This is a genomic window from Treponema sp. (assembly GCF_017430385.1).
In the GTDB taxonomy this organism is placed as follows: Bacteria; Spirochaetota; Spirochaetia; order Treponematales; family Treponemataceae; genus Treponema_D.
On sequence record NZ_JAFRNB010000114.1, the window covers coordinates 1 to 26,715 of the forward strand.

General features: G+C 43.3%; 20 protein-coding genes and 1 tRNA gene. 11 read left to right on the forward strand and 10 right to left on the reverse strand.

The genetic code is table 11. The annotated features are described in order from the left end of the window. Positions 1 to 181 precede the first annotated feature (181 nt). Together IJJ71_RS08200 and rsfS are read left to right on the forward strand one after the other, a co-directional pair. Entirely contained in the window at positions 182 to 1,381 is a 1,200-nt protein-coding gene (locus IJJ71_RS08200; protein WP_296846344.1) for an LCP family protein, read from the forward strand. A 9-nt stretch (positions 1,382 to 1,390) separates the two neighbouring features. Continuing rightward, the gene (gene rsfS / locus IJJ71_RS08205) at positions 1,391 to 1,735 is read left to right on the forward strand and encodes a ribosome silencing factor (RefSeq protein WP_296846345.1); all 345 of its coding nucleotides are present in this window, start codon (positions 1,391 to 1,393) and stop codon (positions 1,733 to 1,735) included. A 263-nt stretch (positions 1,736 to 1,998) separates the two neighbouring features. Here the strand turns inward: rsfS and IJJ71_RS08210 are convergent, their stop codons facing one another. Next, entirely contained in the window at positions 1,999 to 2,253 is a 255-nt protein-coding gene (locus IJJ71_RS08210) for a hypothetical protein (RefSeq protein WP_296846346.1), read from the reverse strand. Positions 2,254 to 2,408: 155 nt separating this feature from the next. Here IJJ71_RS08210 and ispE point away from each other — a divergent pair, with 155 nt between their 5' ends. The 9 genes from ispE to IJJ71_RS08255 all read left to right on the forward strand — a co-directional run bounded on the left by ispE (position 2,409) and on the right by IJJ71_RS08255 (position 11,892). Further along, the gene (ispE, locus tag IJJ71_RS08215; protein ID WP_296846347.1) at positions 2,409 to 3,275 is read left to right on the forward strand and encodes a 4-(cytidine 5'-diphospho)-2-C-methyl-D-erythritol kinase; all 867 of its coding nucleotides are present in this window, start codon (positions 2,409 to 2,411) and stop codon (positions 3,273 to 3,275) included. Between the two features lie 42 nt (positions 3,276 to 3,317). After that, complete coding sequence (gene spoVG, locus IJJ71_RS08220) at positions 3,318 to 3,596, forward strand: septation regulator SpoVG (RefSeq protein WP_296846348.1); 279 nt, start codon at positions 3,318 to 3,320, stop codon at positions 3,594 to 3,596. A 44-nt stretch (positions 3,597 to 3,640) separates the two neighbouring features. Further along, a tRNA-Gln gene (locus IJJ71_RS08225) sits at positions 3,641 to 3,713 on the forward strand. Between the two features lie 111 nt (positions 3,714 to 3,824). Beyond that, positions 3,825 to 4,376, forward strand: a complete 552-nt coding sequence (locus tag IJJ71_RS08230; RefSeq protein ID WP_296846349.1) for a 50S ribosomal protein L25 — start codon at positions 3,825 to 3,827, stop codon at positions 4,374 to 4,376. A gap of 70 nt (positions 4,377 to 4,446) precedes the next feature. Beyond that, positions 4,447 to 5,940, forward strand: coding sequence for a tRNA lysidine(34) synthetase TilS (gene tilS / locus IJJ71_RS08235; protein ID WP_296846350.1), 1,494 nt, complete (start codon positions 4,447 to 4,449; stop codon positions 5,938 to 5,940). A gap of 39 nt (positions 5,941 to 5,979) precedes the next feature. Next, on the forward strand, positions 5,980 to 8,118 hold the full coding sequence (locus tag IJJ71_RS08240) for a tetratricopeptide repeat protein (protein ID WP_296846351.1): 2,139 nt from the start codon (positions 5,980 to 5,982) through the stop codon (positions 8,116 to 8,118). Positions 8,119 to 8,277: 159 nt separating this feature from the next. After that, entirely contained in the window at positions 8,278 to 9,909 is a 1,632-nt protein-coding gene (locus tag IJJ71_RS08245) for a S1C family serine protease (RefSeq protein ID WP_296846352.1), read from the forward strand. A 15-nt stretch (positions 9,910 to 9,924) separates the two neighbouring features. Beyond that, positions 9,925 to 11,727, forward strand: a complete 1,803-nt coding sequence (lepA, locus tag IJJ71_RS08250; protein WP_296846353.1) for a translation elongation factor 4 — start codon at positions 9,925 to 9,927, stop codon at positions 11,725 to 11,727. Between the two features lie 30 nt (positions 11,728 to 11,757). Further along, positions 11,758 to 11,892: a hypothetical protein gene (locus tag IJJ71_RS08255; protein WP_296846354.1), complete on the forward strand. Its 135-nt coding sequence runs from the start codon at positions 11,758 to 11,760 to the stop codon at positions 11,890 to 11,892. Between the two features lie 67 nt (positions 11,893 to 11,959). On the opposite strand, the gene IJJ71_RS08260 is transcribed toward IJJ71_RS08255, so the two are convergent. The 9 genes from IJJ71_RS08260 to IJJ71_RS08300 all read right to left on the reverse strand — a co-directional run. After that, the gene (locus IJJ71_RS08260; protein ID WP_296846355.1) at positions 11,960 to 13,729 is read right to left on the reverse strand and encodes a 6-hydroxymethylpterin diphosphokinase MptE-like protein; all 1,770 of its coding nucleotides are present in this window, start codon (positions 13,727 to 13,729) and stop codon (positions 11,960 to 11,962) included. A 12-nt stretch (positions 13,730 to 13,741) separates the two neighbouring features. Then, complete coding sequence (locus IJJ71_RS08265; RefSeq protein WP_296846356.1) at positions 13,742 to 15,229, reverse strand: peptidylprolyl isomerase; 1,488 nt, start codon at positions 15,227 to 15,229, stop codon at positions 13,742 to 13,744. 252 nt (positions 15,230 to 15,481) lie between these two features. Next, positions 15,482 to 16,117 carry a 3'-5' exonuclease gene (locus tag IJJ71_RS08270; RefSeq protein WP_296846357.1) on the reverse strand — a complete coding sequence of 212 codons (636 nt, stop codon included), beginning with the start codon at positions 16,115 to 16,117 and terminating at the stop codon, positions 15,482 to 15,484. Positions 16,118 to 16,265: 148 nt separating this feature from the next. Beyond that, entirely contained in the window at positions 16,266 to 16,658 is a 393-nt protein-coding gene (locus IJJ71_RS08275; RefSeq protein WP_296846358.1) for a hypothetical protein, read from the reverse strand. Between the two features lie 229 nt (positions 16,659 to 16,887). Further along, positions 16,888 to 18,666 (reverse strand): phospho-sugar mutase, encoded by a 1,779-nt coding sequence (locus tag IJJ71_RS08280; RefSeq protein WP_296846359.1) that lies wholly within the window; start codon positions 18,664 to 18,666, stop codon positions 16,888 to 16,890. 9 nt (positions 18,667 to 18,675) lie between these two features. Further along, on the reverse strand, positions 18,676 to 20,508 hold the full coding sequence (locus IJJ71_RS08285; RefSeq protein WP_296846360.1) for a phosphoglucomutase: 1,833 nt from the start codon (positions 20,506 to 20,508) through the stop codon (positions 18,676 to 18,678). A 120-nt stretch (positions 20,509 to 20,628) separates the two neighbouring features. Further along, positions 20,629 to 23,289 carry an alpha-amylase family glycosyl hydrolase gene (locus tag IJJ71_RS08290; protein ID WP_296846361.1) on the reverse strand — a complete coding sequence of 887 codons (2,661 nt, stop codon included), beginning with the start codon at positions 23,287 to 23,289 and terminating at the stop codon, positions 20,629 to 20,631. 290 nt (positions 23,290 to 23,579) lie between these two features. After that, the gene (locus IJJ71_RS08295) at positions 23,580 to 24,740 is read right to left on the reverse strand and encodes an early set domain-containing protein (protein WP_296846362.1); all 1,161 of its coding nucleotides are present in this window, start codon (positions 24,738 to 24,740) and stop codon (positions 23,580 to 23,582) included. Positions 24,741 to 24,761: 21 nt separating this feature from the next. Then, the coding region (locus IJJ71_RS08300; RefSeq protein ID WP_296846363.1) for an early set domain-containing protein at positions 24,762 to 26,715 on the reverse strand (1,954 nt) is incomplete at its 5' end.

The following is a 26,715-nucleotide window of genomic DNA, read 5'->3' on the forward strand; positions in this document are numbered from 1 at the left end:
CACGGAATTGTTCTTGCGGTTCTTGAAGAGAATATTGAATATCTTGAAAAGCGAGGCAAAACTGTAGCCCCAGAATCTCTCGCATTACGGGAAAAACTTTTGAAGGAGGCAGGAGCAAATTACTCAAATTAGCATAAATAAAAATCTGTGTTAATCTGTGTTAATCTGTGGTTAATTAAACATGAAAATCAACAATCCGAATTCAAATAAAGGTGCTTTCCTTCTTCTTTTGATTTTTCTGATTCTTATTACCGTAACGGTTGGTCTTGCACTTTCGCTCCGTGTCAGTACGGTTGATGAAAATCTCAAGACCGACCGCGTTATCAAAACCCTTGTCGTAATGGAAGATAAAAACCGCGTGCTTTTTACGGATGTTTTTATCTATTATCCTGTCTCGCAGAGGGGCGCGCTCATAAATATCCTTGAGAATACTGGTGCGATTTTTTCAAGTCTTGGGCGGGTTGACAGCATTGAGACGGTTTATCTTGAAAAAGGAATCGATGCTTACAAATCAGAGATTGAGAAACTTGTCGGTCAGAGCATTCCTTTCTATATAAATCTCAATCTTACGAAATTTGGCGAACTGACGGACATGCTTGGCGGCATGAAGGTTTTTATTCCCTCGCCGATTGATGCCAAAAATGATGAGGGTGAGCGTTGGCTTTTGCCGAGTGGTGTTGTTTCCCTTGACGGCGACAAAATCCAGAGCTATCTGAATTACGAGCGAAGTGATGAGAATGAGGATGATTTGATTGAGCGGCGGCAGGATGTCGTACTTGCTTTTTTTGCGGCTCTTTCCCGCAATGAAAAAATTATCAGTGATAAAAAATCATTTGCGGCGATAAGCAAGCGGATGAGTTCAAATCTTGATGACAAAGAATTTCACCGTCTTGTTACGATTATTTCTCAGGTTGATTCTGAGCATCTTACTCCTCAGACAATCACCGGATCCAGGCGAATTGTTGACGGAAAAACGCTTCTTTTCCCGTATTACGATGGCCAGCTTATCAAGGATGTCTTCAAGCAGGTGTCAAACTCCCTGATTTCACTTGATAATGCGAATGTAAACCGAACTTATGTGCTTGAAATTCAGAACGGAACTACTGTCCAGGGCCTGGCGCGCAATACTATGGCATTGCTCCAAAGTGCGGGCTATGATATTCTTAGCACAGGAAACGCAGATTCTAATGATTACGACAAAACGGTAATCATAAATCATATTGGAAACGCTGAGATTGCAAAAAGTCTTGGTGATTTTATTCGTTGCTCAAATATCGTCGAAGAGACCGTTGCTGATGATGCTGACAGCACGAGCGCGTCGAATGTGGATTTTACGATTATCCTCGGAAAAGATTTTGACGGACGATATGTTAAAAAATAGGAGATTTTTATGAAAACAGCGCAGGAAGAAGCTCTTGAAATTGCAAAGATTCTTGAAGATTCAAAGGCTGATGATGTTTCGGTTATTGATGTTTCTGAATTGAACTCATGGACTGATTTTTTTGTTATCGCTACGGTTCACAGCTCGGCTCATTGGCAGGGCCTTGCAAAACAGATTAAGGACTATGTTAAAGAGAACGGCATGGAAATCCATGTCACTCACAACAAGGCCGCTTCTGGTGATGACTGGAATTTGATTGATATCGGGCCAGTTGTCGTTCATCTTATGAGCGCAGATGCCCGCGAATTCTATGAGCTTGAAAAACTCTGGCACAACGGAAAAAAATTGAAATAAAAAAAACGGCTCCCAGCCGTGAAAACGTCTTATCGAAACCTAGGGAACGACGGCGTAGCCGGCAAAATGCTCCACTGGAGCATTTTGAGTGACTCTCCGAGCAGCTATGCTGCGAAGGCCCGCTCGCCTGCTACACGCTGTTTGTGCTTGTAATTATATACATTTGCCGCTTGCGCGGCAGCACAAACAGAGTGTTTTCGTAAGCCGTTTCACTTCTTCGCGCCGTTTTTTTTATTTGATTTTCTTAGTCCAAAGGGAAAAGGCTATTCTTCGTCTGAATAATCTTCTGTGAGTTCGTCGTTGTAATCTTCTGGTTCGGAATCGTAACTGACATTTACATCGTCTTCATCAAGGGTGTCGTCGTAGATGTCATCATCAAATTTGTTGAGGGTGTTATCATCGAGCGAATCAAAATCATCCTCATCACCTGAATCTATATAGCTTTCATCGATTTCGTCTGTGTATGAAAATCCGAGAGCCATAACCTTAACATCATTCATTTCATCGTTAATCAGCATAATGATTCCTTATCAAAGACAGTAGAGTTTAAATTTATAATTGCATCGTGTCAATAACTGAGAGAAGCTTTTCTGAAATTTCGCCACCATGTTTCTATAAATAAGTACGAAAAAATGCTTGACTTTTAGCAATCTCGTGGTATACTAGACAAGCTATGTTTTCTGATGTATGTGTCAAAGCTCCTGCAAAGGTGAATATCGGACTAAAAGTCTTGAAAAAGCGTGCGGACGGCTTTCATAACATCGAAAGTATTTTTCAGACACTAGATTTTGCGGACGAGCTTAAGGTTCATCGCATTTCAGAACCGAAATGTGTAATAAACTGTGCTCAAATGAGGCTCCCTCTGGAAAATACCCTTACGAAAACTTTTACAGCTTTTCGTAACATAACAGGCATTGATTTCGGCATCGATGTGGAGCTTCACAAAGTTTTGCCTGCTGGTGGCGGCTTAGGAGGAGGTTCTTCTGACGGGGCATCCCTGTTAAAAGCACTTTCTGATTTGGCTGGTATCGAGCTTACTCATTCTTTGGCAGACTCCGTTGCAGAACAGGTCGGAAGCGATGTTTTTTTCTTCTTGCATTCAGGCTTCTTTCAAAAAGGTCGTGGATGTGCCTTAGTTTCTGGACGCGGTGAAATTGTCGAGCCAATTGAGCCCAGAACAGATCTAAGTTTTTTGCTGATTTTTCCAGGAATTCATTCTTCCACTGCGGAGGCATATTCTTTGGTTGATGAAGCTTACAAATCAGGAAAAGAAGTTTCTTGCCCTGATTTTTCGGAGTTGAGGCGTTTCTATTACGGTTCAGTTGATGCTTGGGAGTTTGCAAATTCCTTCACTCCAGTTCTTATCGAAAAATATCCTTTGATTGGCGAGGCCTTGCAGGATATTTTAGAATGTGGAGCTGACTGGGCGGATATGTCTGGGTCAGGTGCTACAGTTTTTGGTGTCTTTGAATCTGAGTCTTCTGCGAAAGAGGCTCTTTTAAAGTGCCAGAAAAAATGGAAATGTGTGCTTGCTCATTAAGTAGAGTCACATCAATTTTATAGCAAAAAGGAATTTTTAAAAATGGAAGTCACTGAGTTAAGAATTCGAAAAGTAACGGCAGAAGGAAAGTTAAAGGCTTATGTTACAGTTACTTTTGATAACTGTTTCGTCGTTCACAATGTAAAAGTCATTGAAGGTCAGTCTGGCCTTTTTATCGCTATGCCGAGTCGCAAAACAGCAAATGGTGATTATAAGGATGTAGCTCATCCAATCAGTGCTGATTTCAGAAATGCTTTGCAGGAAAAGATTCTTTCTGAGTATAACGCAGGGCATTTTGATGAAACTGCTGCTGATGAGTAATTGACTTTAATTTATTTATAGGTTAATATTTATTCCTCTTTTATTGGGCCGTCGTCAAGCGGTAAGACAATGGCTTTTGGTGCCATCATTCCACAGGTTCGAATCCTGTCGGCCCAGCATATATTTTGGAAAGCTCTGGCGTGACGAACGATGGGGTGCAAGATTCTAATCTTATTCAACTTGTTTGCTTCGTGCAGGCTTTTCCATAAAATTTTTAGGAGTTCTTAAATGGATCAGTTTGTTATCGAAGCAAAACTTCGCTCAGAGACAGGCAAAAAAGCTGCAAAAGCTATTCGTGCTGCAGGTCGCATTCCTGCTGTAGTTTATGATGAAGCTGGAAAAGCTACATCTGTAACAGTTGATGCAGTTCAGTTCAACAAAGCTTGGCGCTCAATCACAGCTACAACTCTTGTTACTCTCGACTTGGAGGGCAAAAAATATGATGCTTTCATCCGCGACACAGAGTACAATATCATCAGCGATGCAGTTCTTCATGTTGATTTCTTCGCAGTATCAAACAAAAAGCCAGTTGTCCGCACATACAAAGTTCAGTACAAGGGCACACCAGCAGGTGTTCTCAAAGGCGGCTTCATGGTTAAACATGTTCCAGAGGTAAAAGTTAAGGCTTTGCCAAAGGATCTTCCAGCTCGTGTTGTTATCGATGTTTCTGGTGTTAACATCGGCGATGTTTTCCGTGTAAAAGACATGGGCTTGGGTGACAAAGTTACTGTCCTCACAAACGCTGAGGATTCACTCGTAAGCGTAGCTCCAGCTCGCTAATCACGCAGCTTTGCAGAATCCCCCTTAAACAGGGGGATTTTTTTGTTTATAGGGCCTTTCCATGCTTGATGTGAAAAAGTTTGAAAAAAAAGTTCTCTCAGGTCTCAAATCCTGCGGAATCGATTTTGCTTCGGTTTCTCAAAAGTCTCCGCTTGGCATTGCAGTTTCTGGGGGCGCAGATTCAGTCTCTCTTTTGATATCCCTTTCTTCAATCTTTGAGCCTTCCTGCCTTCGTGCGATTACTGTTGATCACGGAATCCGTTCGAAGGAAGAGAGTGGAGGGGATGCGCTTTTCGTAAAAGATTTGTGCGGGAAACTTGGAATTCCTTGTCATGTCGAGGAAATCTTGCACGGCAAAATCGAAGGACTTTCAAAAGAATCTTCTTCGAGCGTGGAGGCCGTTGCCCGAAGTCTTCGTTATGAGGCATTTGATTCATTCATCAAAAAAGAAAATCTCCTTGCGCTATGCCTTGCTCACAATCAGAACGATCAGTGTGAAACTTTGCTGATGCGTTTTTTGCAGGGAAGCGGAACTGAGGGGATGGGCGGAATCGAGCGGGTGCGTGGAAAATTTATTCGGCCTTTGCTTGAAATCCCTCGTTCGGAGATTGAAGACTATCTCCGGCAGAAAAATCAGTCCTGGCGCACGGACTCAACAAATTTTGATACAAATTACCTTCGTAACCGCATCCGGAATATCCTTGTTCCTGTCCTGAACGAAAATTTTAGTGGCTGGCAGAACGCTGTGCTTTCGGGGGCGAAAAAAGCGGCTTCTGATGAGGATTTTTTAAGAGGTGCGGCGAAAAGTTTTTGCGCTTTTGGCACAGCTCACTCGCAGCAAGGCTCTGCTCAGGTCAAAAAATGTCCGGTTCAGCTCCCCGAAGCCCCAACTCAGCTGCCGGGTATTCTTAAAATCGAGCGCAATTTTTTCTTTGGCTTGCATCCTTCTCTTCAACGCCGCGTTTTCTTTGATTTCCTTAATAAAATTGGCTGGGGCGGCCGCTTCCCGTTCCGCATTTTTGAGGAAATCGCTTCCTGGGGAAAAGTAAAATCGCAGAAAATCTCTTTTGAGAATGTGACCGTATTGCTTGATTCAGAGAATCTTTTGCTCGAAGTCATTGATGTAAAAAGTCCTGCTGAAGATGATTCTTCCATTGAAAGCGGGTTTTGTTTCTTCTTAAAAAAAATCGGGGATAAGGCGGATATTGAAAATCTTCTTGTAGCTTCGGAAAATCTCAGCGAAAAACAAGGGCTTTCCGAGTCAGAAAAATCTTCTGATTGCAAAAACTGCCTTCTTTCTTTTGTGTCAAAAACTTCTGATTCCCAGAAAATTTCATTTCCTGCCCGGCTTCCTTTGCTCGTTCGGAGTCCGCTTCCTGGTGATGAAATCAAAACATCGGATGGAAAGCTTAAATCCCTCCCTGAAATCTTCACGGACTGGAAAATTCCAAAAAATCAGCGTGATAAAATTCTTGTCGTCGAGGAGCTTTCTTCCTGCTCAGAAAATTCTTTAAAAGCTGCGTTAGGTTTTCATCTTGGTTTTAAAAATTGGATTGTAGAATAAGCTAATTTATAGTAGAATAATAAGAAAGGAATTTTTTTAATGTTAAAAAAAGTAGCTTCTTTATTCATAATTTCATCAGTTTTCTTTATTTCAGTTTTTGATCTGGCGGCTCAGAATATCTCGAATTCTGCTGTGGTGGCCAATCGTCGCACGGCTGTCCGCTATCTCCAGCTCGCAAAACAAAATGCTTCCGAAAAACTTTGGGACGAGGCTGATTCAAACGCAAAAATGGGGCTTGCGTACGATGATAAAATCGCCGATCTTTGGTATCTTCGGGCCGTGTCTCAGATGAACCTCGGCGAAAAAAAATCTGCAATCCTTCCGCTTATCGTTACGGCTCTCACCGAAGCCGAATGGGTGGATTACAACCGTGACGGAGCGAGAATCTTGTATTCCGACATTCTCTGCTCTAGCCGGCAGTTCGTCCAGTCTCTTTCAGTGCTGGACTCAGATCCTTTCATTTATTCTGCCGATGCTGAGTATATCCGTGCAAAGGCATATTATTCTCTTGGCGATGCGGAAAGTGTGAAAAAAGCACGGACACGCCTTGATGCCGCTCGTCGGGTCTATCCAGCTGACTCACGATTCGCCGAACTTTTCTACACTCACGAGTATCAGATTCTGCGAAAAAATAATTTTATTTCCGAGGATGTCCGCACTCTGGCCGATGCTTTCGCGCTTATGATTCCGCTTTATAAAAATGCGAACAACGAGCTTGAAATTTATGCGGCGATTTTTGCTTCCGATGAAAAAGTTGGCAAAAAAGAATCAAAGAAAATCCGTATGCTCAAGGCTTTCAATTCCAAGAAGTTTAAGTCGCCTTTGTACGCGATTGAGGCTCTTAAAGCCGGTCTTTTAGATGAGGATGCGGCCCTCGACTATTTCTACCAGTTCTCTGATAAGACGATAGAGCTTTCTGTTCTCGAAGATTTTGCCTCTCACTTAAAGAGCGAAGAAGTCAAAAAAGAATTTTCCGAGTATCTTAATTCTTACAACGGCACGATTACCGTTGACTGTGACGGCGATTTGATTACGAATCTCACAGTTGTTTACAAACGCGGTCGCCCGGAGACAATTTCTTATGATGACAATCAGGATGATGAAAAAGAATGGACTGCAAGCTGCGACTTCGGCGTTCCGTTAAAAATCTCTCTTGCAGAGAATGCACTGGAGCTGGAATATTCAGCCTGGCCTTACATTTCCGCCGCAAATTACAGAATGGCTGAAAATCATGCTGACTTGCGCTTCGTTCTGATTGCGGAAACTCTTTCATGGACACCTTTTGAGGTAGAGCCTGATAAATCAGTTCAGAAGAGCCTCGGCTTTGATTTCTTTATCCCGGTTCTTTTGAAAGCTTCTAATTCCATGTCTGGACAGGATTTGCTTCGCTCTTCACTCAGCTACTCAATTCCTTCTAAGGAGCGTGATGGAGCTGTGATTCAGGTGAGCCTTTTGAACGGTGTCGCACAGATTGCAAGCTATTCCGTCGGCGATAAGATTTATGCAATGGCTCAGTTTGAAAAGGGAATTCCTGTCTCACGCAAGCTTGATGTTGACGGCGACGGCCTTTTTGAAACTTCTGAGTTCTACGGCTTTTCAACTGACGAAACCGAAAAATTCATCTCGACAAATGATGAAATGCAGATTATGACAAATCTTTTCGGCTCTCCGGCTCACGGAACTGGCTTCTATGTCAAAAAAATCACTGTTGACCGAAACGGCGACACAATCCCGGATTTTACCGAGGAATATCTTCCTGCGACAGAAGGGGCAAAAATCCCCGGAAAAATTTCTTCCTGGGACACTGACGGCGACGGTGAATGGGATGTTCAGTACATAAAATTGCCTTCTAAGATTGACGGAAAGCTTCGGGAGCAGGCAAAATTTCATCAACCGCTTACAGATTCTGTGGTTACGGTCTCGTCTGAGGACGGAATTCCTGTTCTTGTTCAAAAAGGAAATGAAAATCTTTCTGTTACAAAGGGCCTTTCAAAGAATTTCTACTGGATTTCACGGGTCGGCTCAAAAGATGATGAGGACAATATCATAAAAAAGATTAACCAAATCAATGAGCAGGGTGTTTCTACTATAGTCGAGAGCGGGGAACTTGCTTCTCCAAAACGATTCCTTGCCGTGCGCATTGAAAAAATGATTTTCGGAATGGAGATAGATAATTAGCAATTAAAGGGGGATGGCTCCCCCTTAGGGAGACGGTCGCCGAAGGCGAAAAAACTTGCGAGGCAAATTTTTAGTCGAGTCTCGGTGAAGGCTGTGCCTGAACCGCGCGCCGCTACCCCCTCTCCTAAGGGCTTTGCCCTTAAAAACCCATTGAGAACTATGAAAAATATATATAGCTTAAAAAAAATTATTTCTCTTTTTGCGATTTCTTTTCTTTTCTTTTCTTGCAGTTCCGTGCATGACCCAAAAGATGTTTATTCTGACATTGATTACACTCAGGAAGATGCCCGAAAAGAGGAGCGCAAGCGAATCCTTGATTTGCTCGAAAAGAATCCTGTGCAGGCTCTCTGGCGTGCCTGTCTTCTGGCCGATAAAGAGACGATTTCTGACTGTGAAAAATCTGTTGAGGAAGAATTCAACAAGGCTGTACAAAAATCTGACTGGTACAATGCAAGAAGAATCCAAAAATCACTTGTGACACTTGATTCTCCGTTGTCGGAAAAACTTTCTAAGTCGCTTTCAGAGCTTGAATCTTTGTCGATGAAGAATGTTCCAGGTCTTAACGGAGAAAAATCCGCCGAGGCAAAAAAAGTTTCTTCCTATATAAGCGGAACTGTCACGATTTGGGTAGACAAAGGAATCCGAGTTGAGCGCGGAATGGGATTCGCTGACCGCGTTATCGGCTCTGGGTTTTTCATTTCTAAAGACGGCTACATAGTCACGAACCATCATGTAATTTCCGATTTGGTTGACAAAAAAAGCGAAGGATATTCACGCCTTTACATAAAACTTGCCGAAGACAGCGACACCCGCATTCCTGCAAAAGTTATCGGCTACGATCCGCAGATTGATTTGGCTCTCCTAAAGACGGAAGTTGATGCGCCTTATATATTCTCTCTTGGTTCAAGCTCTGATTTGGATGTCGGCGACAAGATTTATGCAATCGGTTCTCCTGTCGGCTTGGAGCGCACCCTCACGAGCGGAATTGTGAGTGCGACCGACCGAAAATTATTTACGCTCGGTTCTGTCATGCAGATTGATGCTGCCGTAAATTCCGGAAACTCTGGCGGACCTTGTATTGACGAGAAGGGCAGGGTTCAGGCGATTGTTTTTGCCGGAATTTTGCAGTACGAGGGATTGAATTTTGCGATTCCAGTCGAATACTTAAAGCAGACCTTGCCTGCATTGTATGCGGGTGGAAAAGTTTCACATGCCTGGCTCGGCTGTTACGGCCACACCAAAAAAGAATTTGGCAAAGAGGCGGGGCTTGAAGTTCAGTATGTGTTCCCTGGGGCAAGCGCAAGCCGCTCAAGAATTGTTCCCGGTGACTTGATTGTCGAGGCTGATGGCCAGAAAATCACGACGCTCGAAGACATGCAGGCCGTTCTTATGAGGAATATGGCAAAATCAGTCATTAAAATTAAGTATCGCCGAGGAGATTCAGACTTCCATGATGCGGATATTTATCTTGGAGCGCGGCCTGAGCATCCCGGCTATAATATTTACAAAGGTGACATAATCGCGAAGTCATTTGTTCCGATTTTTGGAATGAAGCTTTTGCCTGTTTCGACATCGAGCAGCAAAAAGTATTCGATTGAGCAGATTATCAAGGGGTCTGTCGCGGACGAGTCGGGCTTTTCCGAGAACGACCCTGTTGAAATAAGAAATGTCAAACTGAATGATGATAATTCAATCATTTATGCTGAAATTTATGCACATTATCGCAAAAAGGGCTATCTTGAAGGTGTAGTTGCGATTGGTGCTCAACTTGACAGCCCTTACTATTTTTAGGAGAATCTTGAAACTATGACAGAAATGAAATACAAGCGCAATTTTTGTATCGTTGCGCACATTGACCACGGAAAATCTACACTTGCAGACCGCCTGATTCAAAAAGCGAAGATTATTGATGACCGCCAGATGATGAATCAGATTCTTGATAACATGGACATTGAGCGAGAGCGCGGAATCACAATTAAAAGTCAGGCCGTCACAATTCCTTATCATGCAAAAGACGGAAACGATTACGAGCTTAATTTTGTTGACACTCCGGGCCATGTCGATTTTTCTTACGAAGTCAGCCGTGCCATTGCTTCTTGTGAGGGCGCACTTCTTTTGATTGATGCTTCACAGGGCGTTGAGAGCCAGACTGTCTCAAACCTTTATATGGCGATGGAGCAGGATTTGACTATCGTTCCTGTAATCAATAAGATTGACCTTCCTAGCGCGGATTTGCCTAGAATCAAAAAACAGATTGACCATGACCTAGGTCTTGACTCAGAAGATGCCGTTCCTGTCAGCGCAAAGACTGGTGAGGGGATTGATGATTTAATGGAAGCAATCGTCACAAAATTCCCGGCTCCTTCAGGAGACCCGAACGGCAAGGCTCAGGCTTTGATTTTTGACTGCCATTACGATGAATACCGCGGAGTTATCATCCACATCCGTGTAAAAGAAGGCCGGATTAAAAAGGGCGATGTCATCCGCTTTATGTCGAATAACACTGACTACAAAGTTGACCAGATTGGTATTTTCAAAATCAATTACGAGGAGACCCCGTATCTTGAGGCTGGAGATGTAGGCTACATTATTGCGGGCGTAAAGACTGTAAGCGATGTCAGGGTAGGTGATACAGTAACTTTGGCCAGCGACCCGGCTCCGGAGCCACTTGGTGGCTTTAAGGATGTCAAACCTGTAGTCTTCTCTTCAATTTACCCGATTGATTCAAACGACTACGAAGAACTCAAAGAGAGCATGGAAAAGCTCAAGCTCAACGATGCCTCATTGATTTACGAAAAAGACAATTCACTTGCTCTTGGAAACGGATTCCGCTGCGGATTCCTTGGGCTTTTGCATCTTGAAATCATTCAGGAACGCCTGGAACGCGACTACGACCAGGCCGTAATCTTCACGGCACCGAGCGTTCAGTACAAAATAAAGATGACCAACGGCACCGAGCAGATTATCGATAATCCTACGGAGTTCCCGGAAACGAAAATCCAGGAAGCATGGGAGCCGTACATCAAGGCAACGATTATCACGCCGACTGATTACATCGGCTCAATCATGAATCTCTGTACCGAAAAGCGCGGCGTTCAGAAAAATATGACTTACCTTGACGAAAAACGCGTCGAGCTTACTTATGAGATGCCGCTTGCTGAGGTTCTTTTTGATTTCTACGATAAATTGAAGAGCTACAGCCGTGGTTACGCATCATTCGACTACGAAATCACTGACTATCAGCAGACCGATTTGGTAAAGGTCGATATTTTGCTCAACGGAAAGCCTGTCGATGCTCTGAGCCAGCTTGCTTATAAGCCAGAAGCTGCCGTTCGTGCCAAAAAAGTGTGCGAGCGATTGAAGGGCGAAATCAGCCGCCAGCAGTTCAAGATTGCCATTCAGGGCGCAATCGGAAGCCAGATTATCGCGCGCGAGACAGTCAATCCTGTGCGAAAGGATGTTCTTGCCAAGTGTTACGGCGGTGATGTCACCCGAAAGCGAAAGCTCCTCGAAAAACAGAAGGAAGGAAAGAAGCGCATGAAGATGATTGGTAATGTCGAGCTTCCGCAGACAGCATTCCTCGCCGTTCTTAAAGAGAAGGAAGAGTAGCTGGAACAAAAAATACCAAAGGAGAGAGAAATGAAAAAGTTTCTTGTGTTTTTTTGCTTTTTAATAACGCTTACAGTTTTATACGCAGAAGATTTTGGCGTTGTTATTGATGACAATGTGAGAATTAGAACAGCGCCATATTTAAAACAGAAAATGACAAACTAAAAAGCATCGTAATTTTTTATAATGGAACATAGTGAATGTTGTTTTTAAACAAGCCATAAATTATAAATCAAATACCCGAATCTTGGGCGATGCTGTTCTTTATGTCCTTCAAAAAAAAGTCAATCTGGCCGCGCACTCTCTTTAAGAAACTCAAATCGTTAGTCTGACATTTGTAGCCGTCAGGGAAGTGCAGAAAAAGATATTCCCTTGGTGCAATCAGTGATTCAAGTTCATCTTCGAGCGAGCAAGAGCAGCTTGCGACATCCTTTCCGAACATCAAAAGCTCTTTTATGCGGTTGAGGGCTTTTTCTTCGGCTTCAAGATATTCTCGGACAGTCAGAGTGACATTCTCGCCAGTTGAAGCAAAATGAAGCAAATTTTCATTTGATGGAAGATTGCCCAATCCTTCTGTTCCCCTATATGACGATGAAGAATCTTTGATTGTCTCTAAATACGCTTTTACTTTTTCCGAAGCAATTTGCTGTATTCCGAGCGGGATTCCTTGTGCTCCACAGTCATAAAGATTCGGAAGACTTTTGAATGTGTCCATAAAACCCTTCGCGTAGCCTTCGAGGGCTGTATCCGTGAAAACAGGAATATTGTTCTTCCCCAATATTTTTTTAGCCCCTGTACGGAAAGCAGCCCCATAATTCTCAGCCGGATTTAATCTGTTCGCTGTGCTAAGGCGGGCAATGTGTGCCGGTGCGTTCTTTGCGTGTGTTCGGCCTAGTGAGAAAGAAAAATCAAGGCCGGTTACAAAAACAGGCACATTCACGCTTTCACGCAAAAGAAGGGCGATATAGACTGCCGTAAGACCAACTGAGCCGAGCGGTGGAACTGTTGGCGGGAAAAATTCTTTTTGAGTAAGATGTTTGAAAAAAATTGAGTCCGTGTATTTTGATGCAAAATAAGTGATTGATTTTTGTGTGTGGCGTGTGACGGCTTTTCTGGATGTAATGTCCGCGATTATGAGAGAAGATTTTGCCACCCCGCCAATATAAGCCTTTTCGATTGCAAGCTGGCCTTCGACGGCGACTATTGCATCGATTTTGATTTCCATTGCTTTGAGTGAAGGAGAAGCCGCATCGACTGCAATCACAAAGCATTTTTCGAGCAATGCTTTTGGAATGTTCCTGGCCGTTTCCTCAATGCTTTCTCCTGCGCCGAATACAACAATCGGCTGTGAGATTTTATGTGCCAATTCCCGAAGATCCACAGTGCATGGAATATTTGCCAGATTTTTGAAAAGATTTCGTGAGTAAAGCCGACCAAGTTTTGTGAGCGTAATCCTGTTTTTCCAGAAAGATGCGACTGTATTTTGCGCAAGACTTGCAAGTGCCAGATATTGTTCCTTGCAGAATTGTGTTCCCGCGCTCATTTCAAGCGGAATGCTCCTGCGGAAAGTTGAGATGTGCGGAATGTTCAGTCCTTCAACTGGCCGTTCCCCGCTCAAAATATTCACAATGAAATCATTTTCATAAAAAGGAAGAAGTGCGACTTTATCATGAGCAAGATTTGTACCGCTCTTTTTTAATTCAGTAAGCCTTTCTTGTGCGAATCCATGCAGGTTCTCATCAGCTTCAATTCCAAGAACAAAGCAATCTTCTGGAAGTTTTTGTAAAAGTTCTTCGAGACCAAGCCAAAGGGCAGGGGAGAGTGCAAGAATAAGCGTTCCAGGCAGAATCGTAAGACTTTTTACTGCTCCAGAAATTGCCCTGCTCGGAGCGTATTTTGAATAGAGAAAACGGTTCTGATAAGAAACAGAAAAGCCCTGCGGCGTTTGAACCAGACAGGGCTTTTGTGGGGAACTTACGCTCCCCGCTATATTTTCTTGCAAATTTTGCTCCGCTTATTGCTTAATAATTTTGTTGAAGTAAACGGAAGTTACATTGTTCTCAACTTTCGGACTTGAAAGAAGAGCTGACTGTGCAGATGTCTGGTCGTAATTTGCTGTTTCTGAAGCGATTTTTTCAATCTGCTCTTCGCTTGCAGCTTCATTCTGAATGTCTGTGACCTGGAAAACTGTGATGTAGCTGCCCATGACCATTGGCTCAGAAATTTCACCTTTCTTCATAGAGAATACCTTTTTGAGGAATTCTTCGTTTGTGCTTGCTCCTGCGAAAGCCTTTGCGCTTCCTTCAGCAAAAGTGCCTGCGATTGAAAGATTTCCGTAGTTGAGAGAGAATGCAGGAATATTTTCAACTGTCAAACCGTTTTTCTCATCGAAAATATGATTGAGACCTGTCTCTTTTGTCTTTGCAATCAAGTCTTTTGCTTTTTCAATGAAGTAAGACTCAATCAAATCCTGTTTGTTTGTTGTGATGTAATTTTTGACAACATCAAGAGTTGCGCTGTCGTCAAGGCTAGCTGTTTTTTTGCTGCCTGTGCTCTGGAAGATTGAGTAACCTTTGTTTGTTTTGATTACTTCGCTGACTGCATCCTTTGCGAGAGTGTCGATTTTTGCAAAATCTGCCTCGTTCTCAAGGTTTTCTTTAATCTGATAAGCGTAGTTCTGTTTTACAACGCCGTCACCGTCTGAGTAATACTTTTCTGAATATTCTGTGATAGCATCCTTGAAGATGATTTCGTTGTTTGTGAGCTGACCGTACAATTTTTTTGCCTGAGACTCGTCTTTTACTGTAATTACAGAAAGTGAGTAGCTGTCAAAAAGTGAAGCGTTCTCTGTTCCGAACTTTTTGATTTCTTCTTCTGGGTAATCAGCCTTGTTGAAAGCCGCAGTTTTGAGGGCGCGCTTTTCGTTGCTGAGTGAAGCGAGGAAATCTTTTTCGCTGTCGTTTGTTTTGATTCCGTAGAGGGCATATTTGCCAACTGTTTCTGAACCGCCGAACATATCGCTGTAGAATCGCTGCCAAGTGAGCTGATTAGAAATGTCGCTTTTCATAGCCTCTTTGTCTGAATTTGAAATCTTGTTGTAAAGTTTTGGATCAAATTTACCCTCTGCATTGAGGAGATGTGGGAGCATTGCGCGGGAAATTTCCTTTCCGCTTGGTTTGTAGCCTGATTTTTTTACAGCATCTTTGTAAGCCGCAGACTGAACTGCAGAATTGAAAGCATAGTTGTAAATATAGAAGTATGCAGACTGGTCAAGCTCCTGACCCTGATACTGGTAATAGTTTGTGTAATTCTGGACAGCATTTGCAAAATCTGTTCCCGGTGCGAGAACGATGTCCTTGCCGTTGTATTTTCCGAATGAGGTTCCGTTGCTCTCGCCTGTAATTGCACGAATCAGCTCAGTGCCGACTCCGAAAACGACGAAACAAATTACTGAAAGGATAAGAATAAAAACTGATCCAATCCAAAGCATCTTATTTTTCATAAATCTTTCCTTGTTTTAAAATAAAGTGATAAATATTTTATCATTGTAAAGAGGTACTGTCAATTATTTTGGCACTAAGAGGGAAAATAGAAAATTAAGGGCGCTCCCCTAGCCTTCGCAGCACAGCTGCTCGGAGACTCGCTCAAAATGCTCCACTGGAGCATTTTGCCGGCTTTCAGCCGTCGCTCCCTAGGGTCGGGCTTTCCGCGAGCACTATCGTTGTCGTGCTCGTTTGGATTCCGTGCTCTCGCACTACATTGCTCCACTTTGTTCCGCAACGGCTGCCGCCGCCCCTACAATCCCTAACGCAGGCTTCTGCTTGTCCATTGTGTCTGAAATGCAGCGCAGAAAAATTTCCATGCAGACTCTGGCATCGTCTTCTGCGCGGTGTGCGGACTTCACTTCGATTCCAAGCTGATTCGCAAGGAACTGCAATGTCCAGTGTCCGTTATCAGGATAAGCCCAGCGTGAGAATCTGAGAGTGTCAATTGCTTTGTTCTGCAGGATTTCATGATTCATGCGCTCAAGCTCTGCGTTCACAAATCGTAAATCGAACTGCGCATTATGAGCTACTATAATAGAAGAATCCAGAAATTCAAGAAGTTCCGGTGCTATTTCATGAAATTCCTTCTGCCCGAAGACCATTTTATTCGTAATTCCCGTGAGTTCCTGGCAAAAAGGCGGAATCAATACGCGGGGATTCACCAGAGTTGAGAAAGTGCCGAGAACTCCTGACTTATCAAACTTGACCGCCCCAATTTCAATAACCCTTTCCTCTGTCGGCTTGAGGCCGGTAGTCTCAGTGTCCAAGGCGCAAAAAACCGCCCCGCTTTGAACGAGGCGGTTCATGCGACGGTAATCGTTCAAAAGATGCAAGTGTGATTTCATACAACTATTCTATGCAAAGATAGAAAATGTTGCAAACCCACAGCAAGAATGTTAAGACTCACCTTGTTTTGATCTTTCTCGCTTCCCGAAATTCTACTTATTGCGGCGTTCCCAACGCACTGGTGTAGGATAGAATATCAGGTTGTGATTAACAAGCAGAAGTGCCGAATACAAGCGGAACGCCTACTTCTTTTACACCGCCTTTTACCAGTTGATCAAGGATTACATTCAGGGAATTTATAGTGATGTCCAAATCAAGCCAGACAGCTAAGCCCAGCCCGAACGAAGCGTTTGATTTTGATATGCTGCAAGATGCTTTAAGGCCTGCTCCCAAATACATTCCTGCGCTTTTAGGACTAATTTTGAGAGTTTTTCCTTTTGTCGCCGGGAACTGGATAATAAGGTAATTATAATTGAATGGTGTTGAAGAAGCGGTCGTTTCGGATAAATCTGAGCCTGAACCATGAAAACAACTATCCAATACGAACACGGCTGCGATAATCGCTGCCAGAAACAGCAGGTTACGGGTGAGTTTCTTCATATTTTCCTTCAGTTGGGCGAATTTTTTATGGCTCGCCTGTAAAATGATAAAAACTTCTATATAAGCGTACCCCCCCCATTAATATCTGTCAAGTTAAAATTCAGGTAAATTTAAAATAAATTTTGGACAAAAAAAGCACAGGAAAAAACTCCTGTGCCTTAAAAAAACTGGAAAGAGTGGAAAGCAGGGAACTTCATTTTAAGCTTTCCACTTTCAGTTTTCCGTTTGCTTATGCGTTTTCAAGAACTTTCTTGATGTCTGCTGTGATTGCGTCACATACAGCTGCGCTCTCAGCTTTTGCCTTATCGAGTCCTGCTGATGTGTCTGTTCGGGCATTGACATAGAACTTGATTTTTGGCTCTGTTCCAGAAGGTCGGGCAGAAACGATTGTGCCGCCGTCGAGTACGAACTGGAGAACATTTGACTTCGGAAGCTTGATTTCTGTTTTTGCAGAAGGATTTTCCGGGTTGAATGCAACGCTTTCTCCGATGTCGCGGATTTCAAGAACTTTTTTGCCGCCCAAAGTCTTCAAGCCCTCTGTGCGGAGTTTTGTCATGATTCCGGCCATAACTTCTTTACCAGCTGAACCTGGGAAATACTGAGAAATTGCTCTGTCCTCGAAGAATCCGTACTCGTTGTACATGTCGTCCAAGTGCTCAAGGATTGATTTGCCTTTTGAAGCCCAGTACAAAGTCATTTCGGCACACATTGCTGCTGCAGAAACGCCGTCTTTGTCCATTACATCTTTTTCGATTTTGTAGCCGTAGCTTTCCTCAAATCCGTAAACATAAGTCTCGGTGTTTGCTTTCTCGAATTCATCCTCAACAGCTGCAATCCACTTGAATCCTGTCAAGCACTCGTGCATCTTAACGCCGTATTTTTTGCAGATGTAGTCTGCGAACGGAGATGTTACGATTGAGCGGATAGCTGCAGAATTTGCAGGGAGTTTGCCCAATTCTTTTCGGCACAAAAGAACATACTCACAGAGCATTGCGCCCATCTGGTTTCCTGTAACGAGAACGAATTTTCCGTCTTTTCCAGGGAATGCTGTTCCGAAGCGGTCTGCATCCGGGTCAGTTGCCATTACACAGTCAGCCTTTTCTTTTTCGCCAAGTGCGACTGCCATTTTGAGTGCCGGAGCTTCCTCTGGATTTGGTTTTTCAACTGTCGGGAATGCACCGTTTGGCTCACGCTGCTCTGGAACTGTGATAACTTTGAGTCCCAAATCGCCCAAAACCTTCTCGACATGCATTGCGCCTGTTCCGTGGAGAGGAGTGTAAACGATTTTAACAGATGAAGCCTTTTCTTTGATAAGCTCTGGGCGGAAGAGCTGAGCCTTACACATAGCCCAGAATTTCTCGTCGATTTCTTTGTCGATAAGAATGAGCTTGCCAGATTTGATAGCCTCTTCTTTAGAGATTGTCTTAATTTCTTTTACGGCATTTACTTCTTTGATGATGCCGACATCATGCGGCTCGATTACCTGTGCGCCGTTGTCCCAGTAAGCTTTGTAGCCGTTGTACTGTGGCGGGTTGTGAGAAGCTGTTACTACAACACCTGTCTGAGCTTTGAGCGTGCGGATTGCGAAAGAAAGCTCTGGAGTTGGGCGCAAGCCTGTGAAAAGATATGCTTTGATTCCGTTTGCTGCAAGAATGAGTGCTGTTGCCTCTGCGAAAACATCTGAGTTTTTGCGTGAGTCATAAGCTACGACTGCGCTCAAAGTGCCGTCTTTTGCTTTTTCTGGGAATGCTTTGAGAACATAGTTTGCCAAGCCCTGAGTTGCAAGGTTGATTTCAAGAGTGTTCATGCGGTTAGTTCCGCCGCCCATTACACCACGCAAGCCGCCTGTACCGAATTCGAGTGTCTGATAGAATCGGTCTTCAAGTTCTGCGAGAGCATCTTTGTCGTCTGCTTTTGCGACAAGTTCCTCAACCTCTTTGCGGAATCGCTCATCTTTTTCTTCGGCGATATATTTTTTCGCGCGTTCAAGAATCTCTGCTTTTTCCATGATTTACTCCTATAAATTATCTGCTTTCAGAATCATTGCCCGCTCCCATTCGAGAAGGTCATGTTCCTCAGCTGAATTGTTGCCTTTTACATCGCACAGAACCCTAAAAACAGGCTCGGTGCCGCTCCCTCGCATCCAGATATACGCGAGAGGCTCTTTGTTTTTGCCGGTAAAGAGGATTTTTAAGCCGCCTTTGCCGTTCTTTGAATAGTCAGAAAGATTGCGGGTTTCTTCGGTGCCGTTAGTGCCGATTGCCTCGTAACCTTCAATACTATATTTTGAAGAAAGTTCGGATTTTTTGCAATTCCATTCTTCTTCAAAAATTTTCTGGAAATTTGCTTTTAAAACTGAATGATCAGTCGTTTTGATTTTGAGAATCGCCCGCTCTTCTGCGACACCTGTTGTGCAATAAACTGGAAGTGTCTCAATCACATCGCAAAGCGTGAAGTCGTTATTATATGGAAGATTTTGTGAATCACACCAGATGTGGAACAATCCTCTGACTTTTTTGCCGCCATTTTCTGAATCACGAAGAACGAGAAGCTTGACGAGCGCGAAAATCGTGTTGAGCGGGTCACGGACTGCTGCCGGATGAGTGATGTTACCGCCGTTAGAGCCTTCGCCCAAAATACGCACGGTGAATCCTTCGCTCCTCTTTTTGCGCGCAAGGTTGACGACATTTGCCTCACCGACCTCAGCACGGAAAAGTTTTGCCCCGAAAGCCTTTGTGACTTCATCGATTCGCATTGAAGTAGGACAGTTTGCCGCCACCGCAAGATTTTTTGAGCAATCGCCACCAGTGACTTCATCAAGATACTTCATGTAAGAAAGCTCTGAAAGGACTGAAAGCGCAAAAACTTCCTGTGCCTTCAAAACCTCGGCTTTTTTAGTCTTTTCGTTCCAGAAAACAATGTTTCCGCGGTCGCCGTCACAGTCTGGCATGTAACCGAACTTGACTTCGGTATGCCCCTCGCCCTGCAACTTTTCCATCTCTCTTGCGCACCAAATAAGATTTTCTGGCTCTGGGATAATCGCATGTACGATTTTGCCAGGCTCGTCATTGAGACCGTAGTAAGAAATGCCTGCATCCTTGAAAACTGCCTTGTCAATTGAAAGAGTGCGAGCAGAGCCGTTCATGTCGGCAATAATTCCGAGCGGATTTTCAGAAATGCCCTGCTTTATTTTTGAGAAAAGTGCATCCTGACTGGATTTGTCGGCTGTTGCAGAAATTACTTCTTTTGAGAAAGACAAATAAGCCTGCTTTGCCTCAACCTTTGACTTTTGGCTTTTGGCAATCACTTCATTTGACTCATCGTGGGCTTCTTCCGGGAAATTGGCAGTTTTTGGAGATTTACGCTCGTTCAAAATTGCTTTAATTCGCTCGATTTCTGACTGAGAAGCACATTTTTCGTTGAGAGCCTTTACCAGTTTTGCATTTTCAGTGCCGTTCAAAACACCGCCGTCGTCCAGACCGAATTTGATTCCGTTGTGGCCGATCGGGTTGTGGCTTGCCGAAATGTAAATGAATCCAGAAGCGTTCTTTCCGTAAGCCATAATCTCCGGGGCTGCGATAAATCCGGGATATTTAACATTGATATTTTTTGAAACAAGAACCTTGAGCATGGCTTCACAGATTGCTTTGCCTGTTGGACGCGTGTCCTGCCCCAAAATGACGGTTGGTGAGGAAGTTCTTTCTATTATATAGTCTGCGAAAACCTCGGCCGCGATTCCTGAAAGAATCTTGTCGTTCTCGCTGATTTGTGCTGTATTGTCATTTTCATCGCCCGAAATTGCGAATACTTTTCGCCATCCCGAAGCTGATGTAATCATTCCATGTTCCATGTTGATTTATTTTATCACGAAATAATGTCAAAATTCAATTAAAAAGCAAAAAAACAGCACACCATGAAAAAGGAAATCGTGGTGTGCCGGAAATTCAGTTCATTTTAGAACATTCTTTTCCTATTTTTTCAAGATTACAAAGCTTTGTGCAGGAATTGATGTTGGAATCGTGGTGTTCTCTGTCGGAGTACCACTGCTCACATCAAAGAATTTGCCGTAGCCGGTGGTGGTGATATCTTTTCCTTCATCTGTTGCGTTAAAGTAAATAAGAAAATCTCCGCCTTCGCCCGTTGGGAAATATTTCGTGAATCCATTTTCAATTTTTTCGGCTTTTGCGTTTGTGTTTGCACCAAAAACAGTCTTATTTGCTTTTCTCAGTGCAATTAGTCCTTTGTAAGTATTGTAGACGTCCGCATTTGTTGTCTTCATGTCTAGGTCAATCGTGTTTACATCATCGATGTTATATTTGCCGGTCGTATTCGTCCATGAGATTCCGCCTTTTTTGTCAGCAGCATAACTGTCAGGATTGCCTTTCTTTGTGCGAAGAAATTCTTGACCGCCGTTCAAGAATGGTGTTCCCTGTGAAAGAAGAATGTACGCGCCAGCAAGTTTGACTTGATTCTTGATTTTTGAGAATTTGTCTGAATCATTCATTACAGAATTGTACGCACCCTCAAACTTCGGGGCTAAGTCACCGCTCAATGTGGTGAGTGTAGAATAAACTAGTTTGTCGAAAAGCGTGTAGTTGTCATGACATTCAGCATAGTGAAGTGCAAGACTTGGAAGCCCTGTCGTGTTCCTATTGTTTTTGGTTATTTGCTTGCCGCAAAGACCGAGAAGAAGGTTTGTTTCGTTTGCATAATTTCCCTGAATCTGACCCAGTGCGAACCCGCCGAATTCTCCGCCCTTGATTGCGTCTCTGAAATCATCGTCGAACGCACCGTAACCAGAGCCTTGTGAAGCCTTGCCAGCTTTCGCCGCTCCATTTACAACAGAACTGTCTCCTCCTGTCCATGGCTCTCCGTAGACCATTACTTTCGGGTCGATTTTATACAGTTCATCATAGATTTCTTTCATCGTGCTTGCCTCTATGCAGCCCATGAGGTCGAAGCGGAATCCGTTGATATGATAATCAAGCATCCAGTGTTTGAGAGAATCAACCACATATTTTTTAACCATTTTGTGATTCGTGGCGATTTCATTTCCGCATCCAGAACCGTTTGAATAACTTCCGTCAGATTTTGTTCTGTAGAAATACTGAGGAATTGTCTTGTCATAAAGCGAATAATTTCCTGTTCCGCTTGTGTGGTTGTAAACAACATCCATGATTACGGCAATTCCAGCATCATGGAGTGCAGAAATCATCTGCCTCATTTCCTTGACCGCTTGGGTGCCGTCTATGTAGTTTTCAGTCACATATCGACCTTCCGGTACATTATAATGGTAAAGATTGTAGCCCCAGTTGTAGTTCGTGTCAGAATTAGTTTGTGCGTAATCGAACATCGGGAGAATCTGAACATGTGTGACACCCAAATCTTTCAGGTAGTTGATGATATCAGAGCTGTTTGCTATGTCGAGAAATTTTCCTTTTGAGTCACTGACAACAGCACGGCTCCAATCTCGGATGTGCATCTCGTAGATTACGGCTTCAGAGTAATCAGAGCCTGTAAATGGATTTTTGTAGACTTCTTTAGTTCCATAAGATTGGTCTAGCGTACCTGTGGCAATTGCTTCTGAATCAGAATTAATTTCGCAAATCTGACTTGCCACGCTGTCAGCACTTGCGGCTTTTGCCCAGATGTCACATACATAAACTGTTTTTCCGTTGTTTGTGATTGCGTATTTGTAGTATTTGAATCCTGTGATATCAACATTACTTGCCGTCCAGTTGCCCTTTGTACTGTCGAAAAACATTTCTTTGAGAGTTGCGTTTGTGTCAGAAGAGACTTTTGTTGAGTCTGCATAAAGGGCAAGCTGAACTTTGCTTGCGAGTGGTGCCCATATATTGAAAGATGCTGTCGATCCACTTACTTTGACACCGAATTCTTCTGAATCGTTGACAGAGAAAATGTCATCGATGAGGTCGTTCTTGATGTTCGTTGTTACTGTTTCATCAGAGTATGTGACGGTATATGGAATCTTGCTGATTGCTCCTCCTGTAATTGTTATTGTCGCCGTGATACCGCTCAATGAGACATCGGTGACAGAAAGGACTGCACCGTCCTTGTCTTTGACAGTTATTTCGTTTGCAGCAGGAGCGGTACTCGCTACGATTTTTGCCTCAATCGTGTTGCAGTCCGCCGATGTGATTTGAGCGGATTTAATACCAGCCATGTCTGAGAACTTTGTATAATAGTTCATGGTAGCGTATGTGAAGTATAGCTCTTGAGTTGCTGACAGCACATTTTTCGGAACTATTATATCCCCTGTTTGAGGTGTCCCGCTTGAAGAAACGAAAAGAATCCCCAAGTCAACAGATGTGTCGATGTTCATGTTGAGATAAACGCAACCGTTGGCATCTTTTTGGGAGAGTTGATATGTTCCGCCTGGCCATTTCTTTGTGTCGTAGTTCTCATCGTTTGAACCTTTTTCTTTCCATGCCCAGACATTCCATGTTTTTGATGTGTCCGCTCCGTAAAGGGCGATTTTCATTGATTTTGAAGTGCCGCCGTTGTTGTCGCTTTTCTCGTTGTCGTCATCGCCACTCTTGCAAGAAGAGAGCGAAAACAACAAAGTCGCTGCACAAAGAAACGCAGCAAAACGCTTGAAACATTTTTTCATGTTTTCCTCCATGTTTTTTATATATTTTTACAGGCCGGAGACCTGATAATTAACTTTTTCCTGGATTTTTTGCACTTGCGTTGCTAAAAATGCAACTTAATGACAAATCCCACAAATTTCAAAGAACATTTTGTGTAAGGACGAAAAATTGTTCTTACGGAAAGAGTCACTTTGGTTTTATGAAAGTGTGTCTTTCGATAAGGACAAATGATTTTTATAAAATAGGGCTGAACTTTCGCCCAGCCCTTTGTTGCCGGGGAATTACCCCGGCGGGATGCTTTTTGAAAAAACTAGTTTTTTTCTTCCAGTTTTACAGAAATTTTTCCTTTTAATGGGGTGACTTTTAGTATGTATTTTTTTCCGATTGTCATACCCTTTAGACATGAATTTGCTTCGCCTGTATCACGGCCATCACATTCTACAGCATTTCCACCAGCAGTAATTTCTGCAATCCAAGTTTCTTTTTCACCTGTTGTTTTTGAAATATCTGCTGGATAAGATTTGCTCCAGTTTTCGTTGGCAATTTTAAAATCTGAACTCTCTGCTGTTGCTTCAAAAGTTACGGAAAAACTTCCGTCATCATTTTCTTGCAATAGATAAGTCATATCCCATTTATTAAACAGACCTCGTGCGGCAAAACCTTTCAAATCTTCTTTAGAAGCAATTTTTACTTTAGGAGCACCTTTATCGGTTAAAGTCGCTGTGAAGTTATAATACACCAGAGACATCGCTTGGATAGTAGATGCCTTTTTAACTTCGACATATGTATACTCAGTCTCTTCTGTGAATGTAGCTGCATCTGCATCCGAAAGTCCCCAGATTTTTGTTCCGTCCGAGATGGAATATGTCAATCTTGTGTCAGAAGCTGCGACTTTTGCCGTGTATGTTCCGTTAAGACGAGCCATTTTTATAGGCAGACCGTTCGCAATCAAGGTCAGTTCAGTGAATGTCTCTGCCTTTCCTGTTACTTTAATCTTGACATCGGAACCAGCCATCTTGATTTTCATGGTGTATGTTTCGCCCTGTTTCAAGCCAGTGATTTTGAGATTCTTTCCACCTTTGCCGTATGTTACTTTTTTATAGTCTTCATTAAGGACAATTTCTTCACCGTTCGCCCAAACCGAGTCCCACGAAAGACCGAGCGTTAACTGGAATTCCTGAGTGTCAGTTGGATAACCTGCCGACCATTTGTTTGAATCCTGTTTCCATGTGAATTCTGCGACTTTCCCGTCATCAGTTTCTTTGAATTTAATCGGAAAGAAATCGTTTGAATCCTTATCCTCTGCTTTCCATGTTGCAGAGTCTACATCTGCCTGTTTGATTCCGCCTACGATATGTGTAGGAATCGCAACAGGTGTCAAATCAGGGTTGTTGTCTGCACACCCTACGAACATACCCACCGCCAATGAGAGATATGCGAGAGCCGATATGATTTTGTTCAGTTTTTTCATAGTCTGTTTTCTCCTTTCTGATTAGAAGTCAAACTTGAAGGCTACGCGGAATGCTGCTTTGTGCCAGAAGTAATCTACATCACTGTCAAGCGTATATTTGTCAAGGTTAAGCGTATCCTGTCCGTCGCCGAACTTCTTGTAAGGATCCATATTGTATACAAAGTGTGTGTACAATATGGTGTTGTAATCTTTGTTGACCTGTTTGTTAAGACCGAGGAAGAATCCAAATGGGTTGTTCTCCGCACTCTTGTTATCGATTGTGTACAAGCCACCACCGAACTGAGCGTTAATTCCGAATGGAAGTCCCATTTCTGCTATGAGTGTATGTAATGCCGCAATATCATTGTTAGCGTCATATCCGTACATAACAGCGAATGAAGAGATCGCACTATCAAGTTTCTGCTCATATCGCAAACCTGCTTCTTCAAGAATGAAGTTCTTCGATTCTTTGAGTCCGCCGTTTACAAATTTGTCTTCATCTTCTGTGACATATTTTGTCTCAGCGTAGAATTTGAGAGCTGCATCCTCAGTGAAATCAAACTCACCATAAGGCTTGACATAAATCAAAGTTGTGTCTTTGTTTTTGAAACCCTTGTTTGTAACTTTGTCATAGTCGGTATTTAGAGTTTTCTCGATATATGGGTTGATACCGATTGAGAGTGATTCTGTAGGATATGTGTTCAAGTCGAACCATGCTCGCCAGCGGTTGACTTTGCCGAGCTGATCCTGAATGTGCTTATGGTCATCGGAGTTGTTGTCCTCGACATACATCATGTTTGCCTGTGCACCTCGATAGCGGAATCCGACAGTTGCATCGAAGAAATCATGACTGTAAGAGATGTTGACATTTGCGGCTGTGTTGTCCATTTTGTTGTCAACATCATCATTTACCATACCTACATCTGATGCTGCAGGGGTGAACAGTGTTTTTGTTCCGTCTTTGTTGTCACTCGAACCGTAGCTGTTAATCAAGCCGTTCATTCTTACGATTGCATCTCCAAACACACCTTTGTAACCAAGCATGAAGTCACTTTCGTAGATTGTGTCAAAAATAGTGTCGTATTTTTCACCATAAGCACCGTTGTACTGGAAATCAACATAATGGTTGTTGAGAAGTGTCATGTCGAGGTAAGTGTACAGTCCGTAGCGATTTCCTGCTCGGTCTGCACTTCGGTTCGGGGCAAACACTGCCTCAAATCCTGAGACCGCTCCACTTGTGACTGACTCCAAAGTCTCCTTTACCTTTTCGCCTGTTGCCCACTGCGTATAACCGCCAGTTCCTGAATAACCTGCTTCCCAGTCCTGATCAACTGTTACCCAGTTTACATTTGTGTGAGGTGGGAGTTTTGCGTTTCGGTAGCCTGTCTGATATTTGAGCCATGGGAATTCAACGCCAATCATGAACTGACCAAGATATGCCCATTTTGCCTGTTCTCCGCCAAGCCAGTACATTGGATCGAATGCAACATCTGTTCCAGCATTTTTCATTCCGTCTTTAGCCCGGAGCTTGTCGCGGTTGTAGATGTTATTGAAAGCATCGTTTTCAAAAAGACAAAGCTCAACGAAAATAGGTACATGAGGTGTGATGTTTCCACCAAACTTGAACCATGATTTTGCACCAACGCCAGTACTGTTCAATTCTGCGTCTTTTTCGCTGAATTTGCCGTCATCTTTTGTTCCGTCAACCTTCAAATCCCACAGACTCTGGAAGCCAACCATACTCCATGTTTGGAATTTGATAGAAGGTTTTTTCTTTGCTGATGAATCTTCATTTCCTCCTGCAAGGGCATCAAGATCTCCAAGTGAGTTCTTGCCTCCAAAACCGTCATCAATAAAGTCCGGAGCCTTAAGGTCTGTTGTCCAGCTTCCGTCTACGATGAACTTGTATTTTACTGTTGTTCCCGCTGAGAACTTCTTCACAACTGTGAAGCCTTTTTCACCCTTCTCCATAGGCAATGCCCCTGCCTGCCAGTTA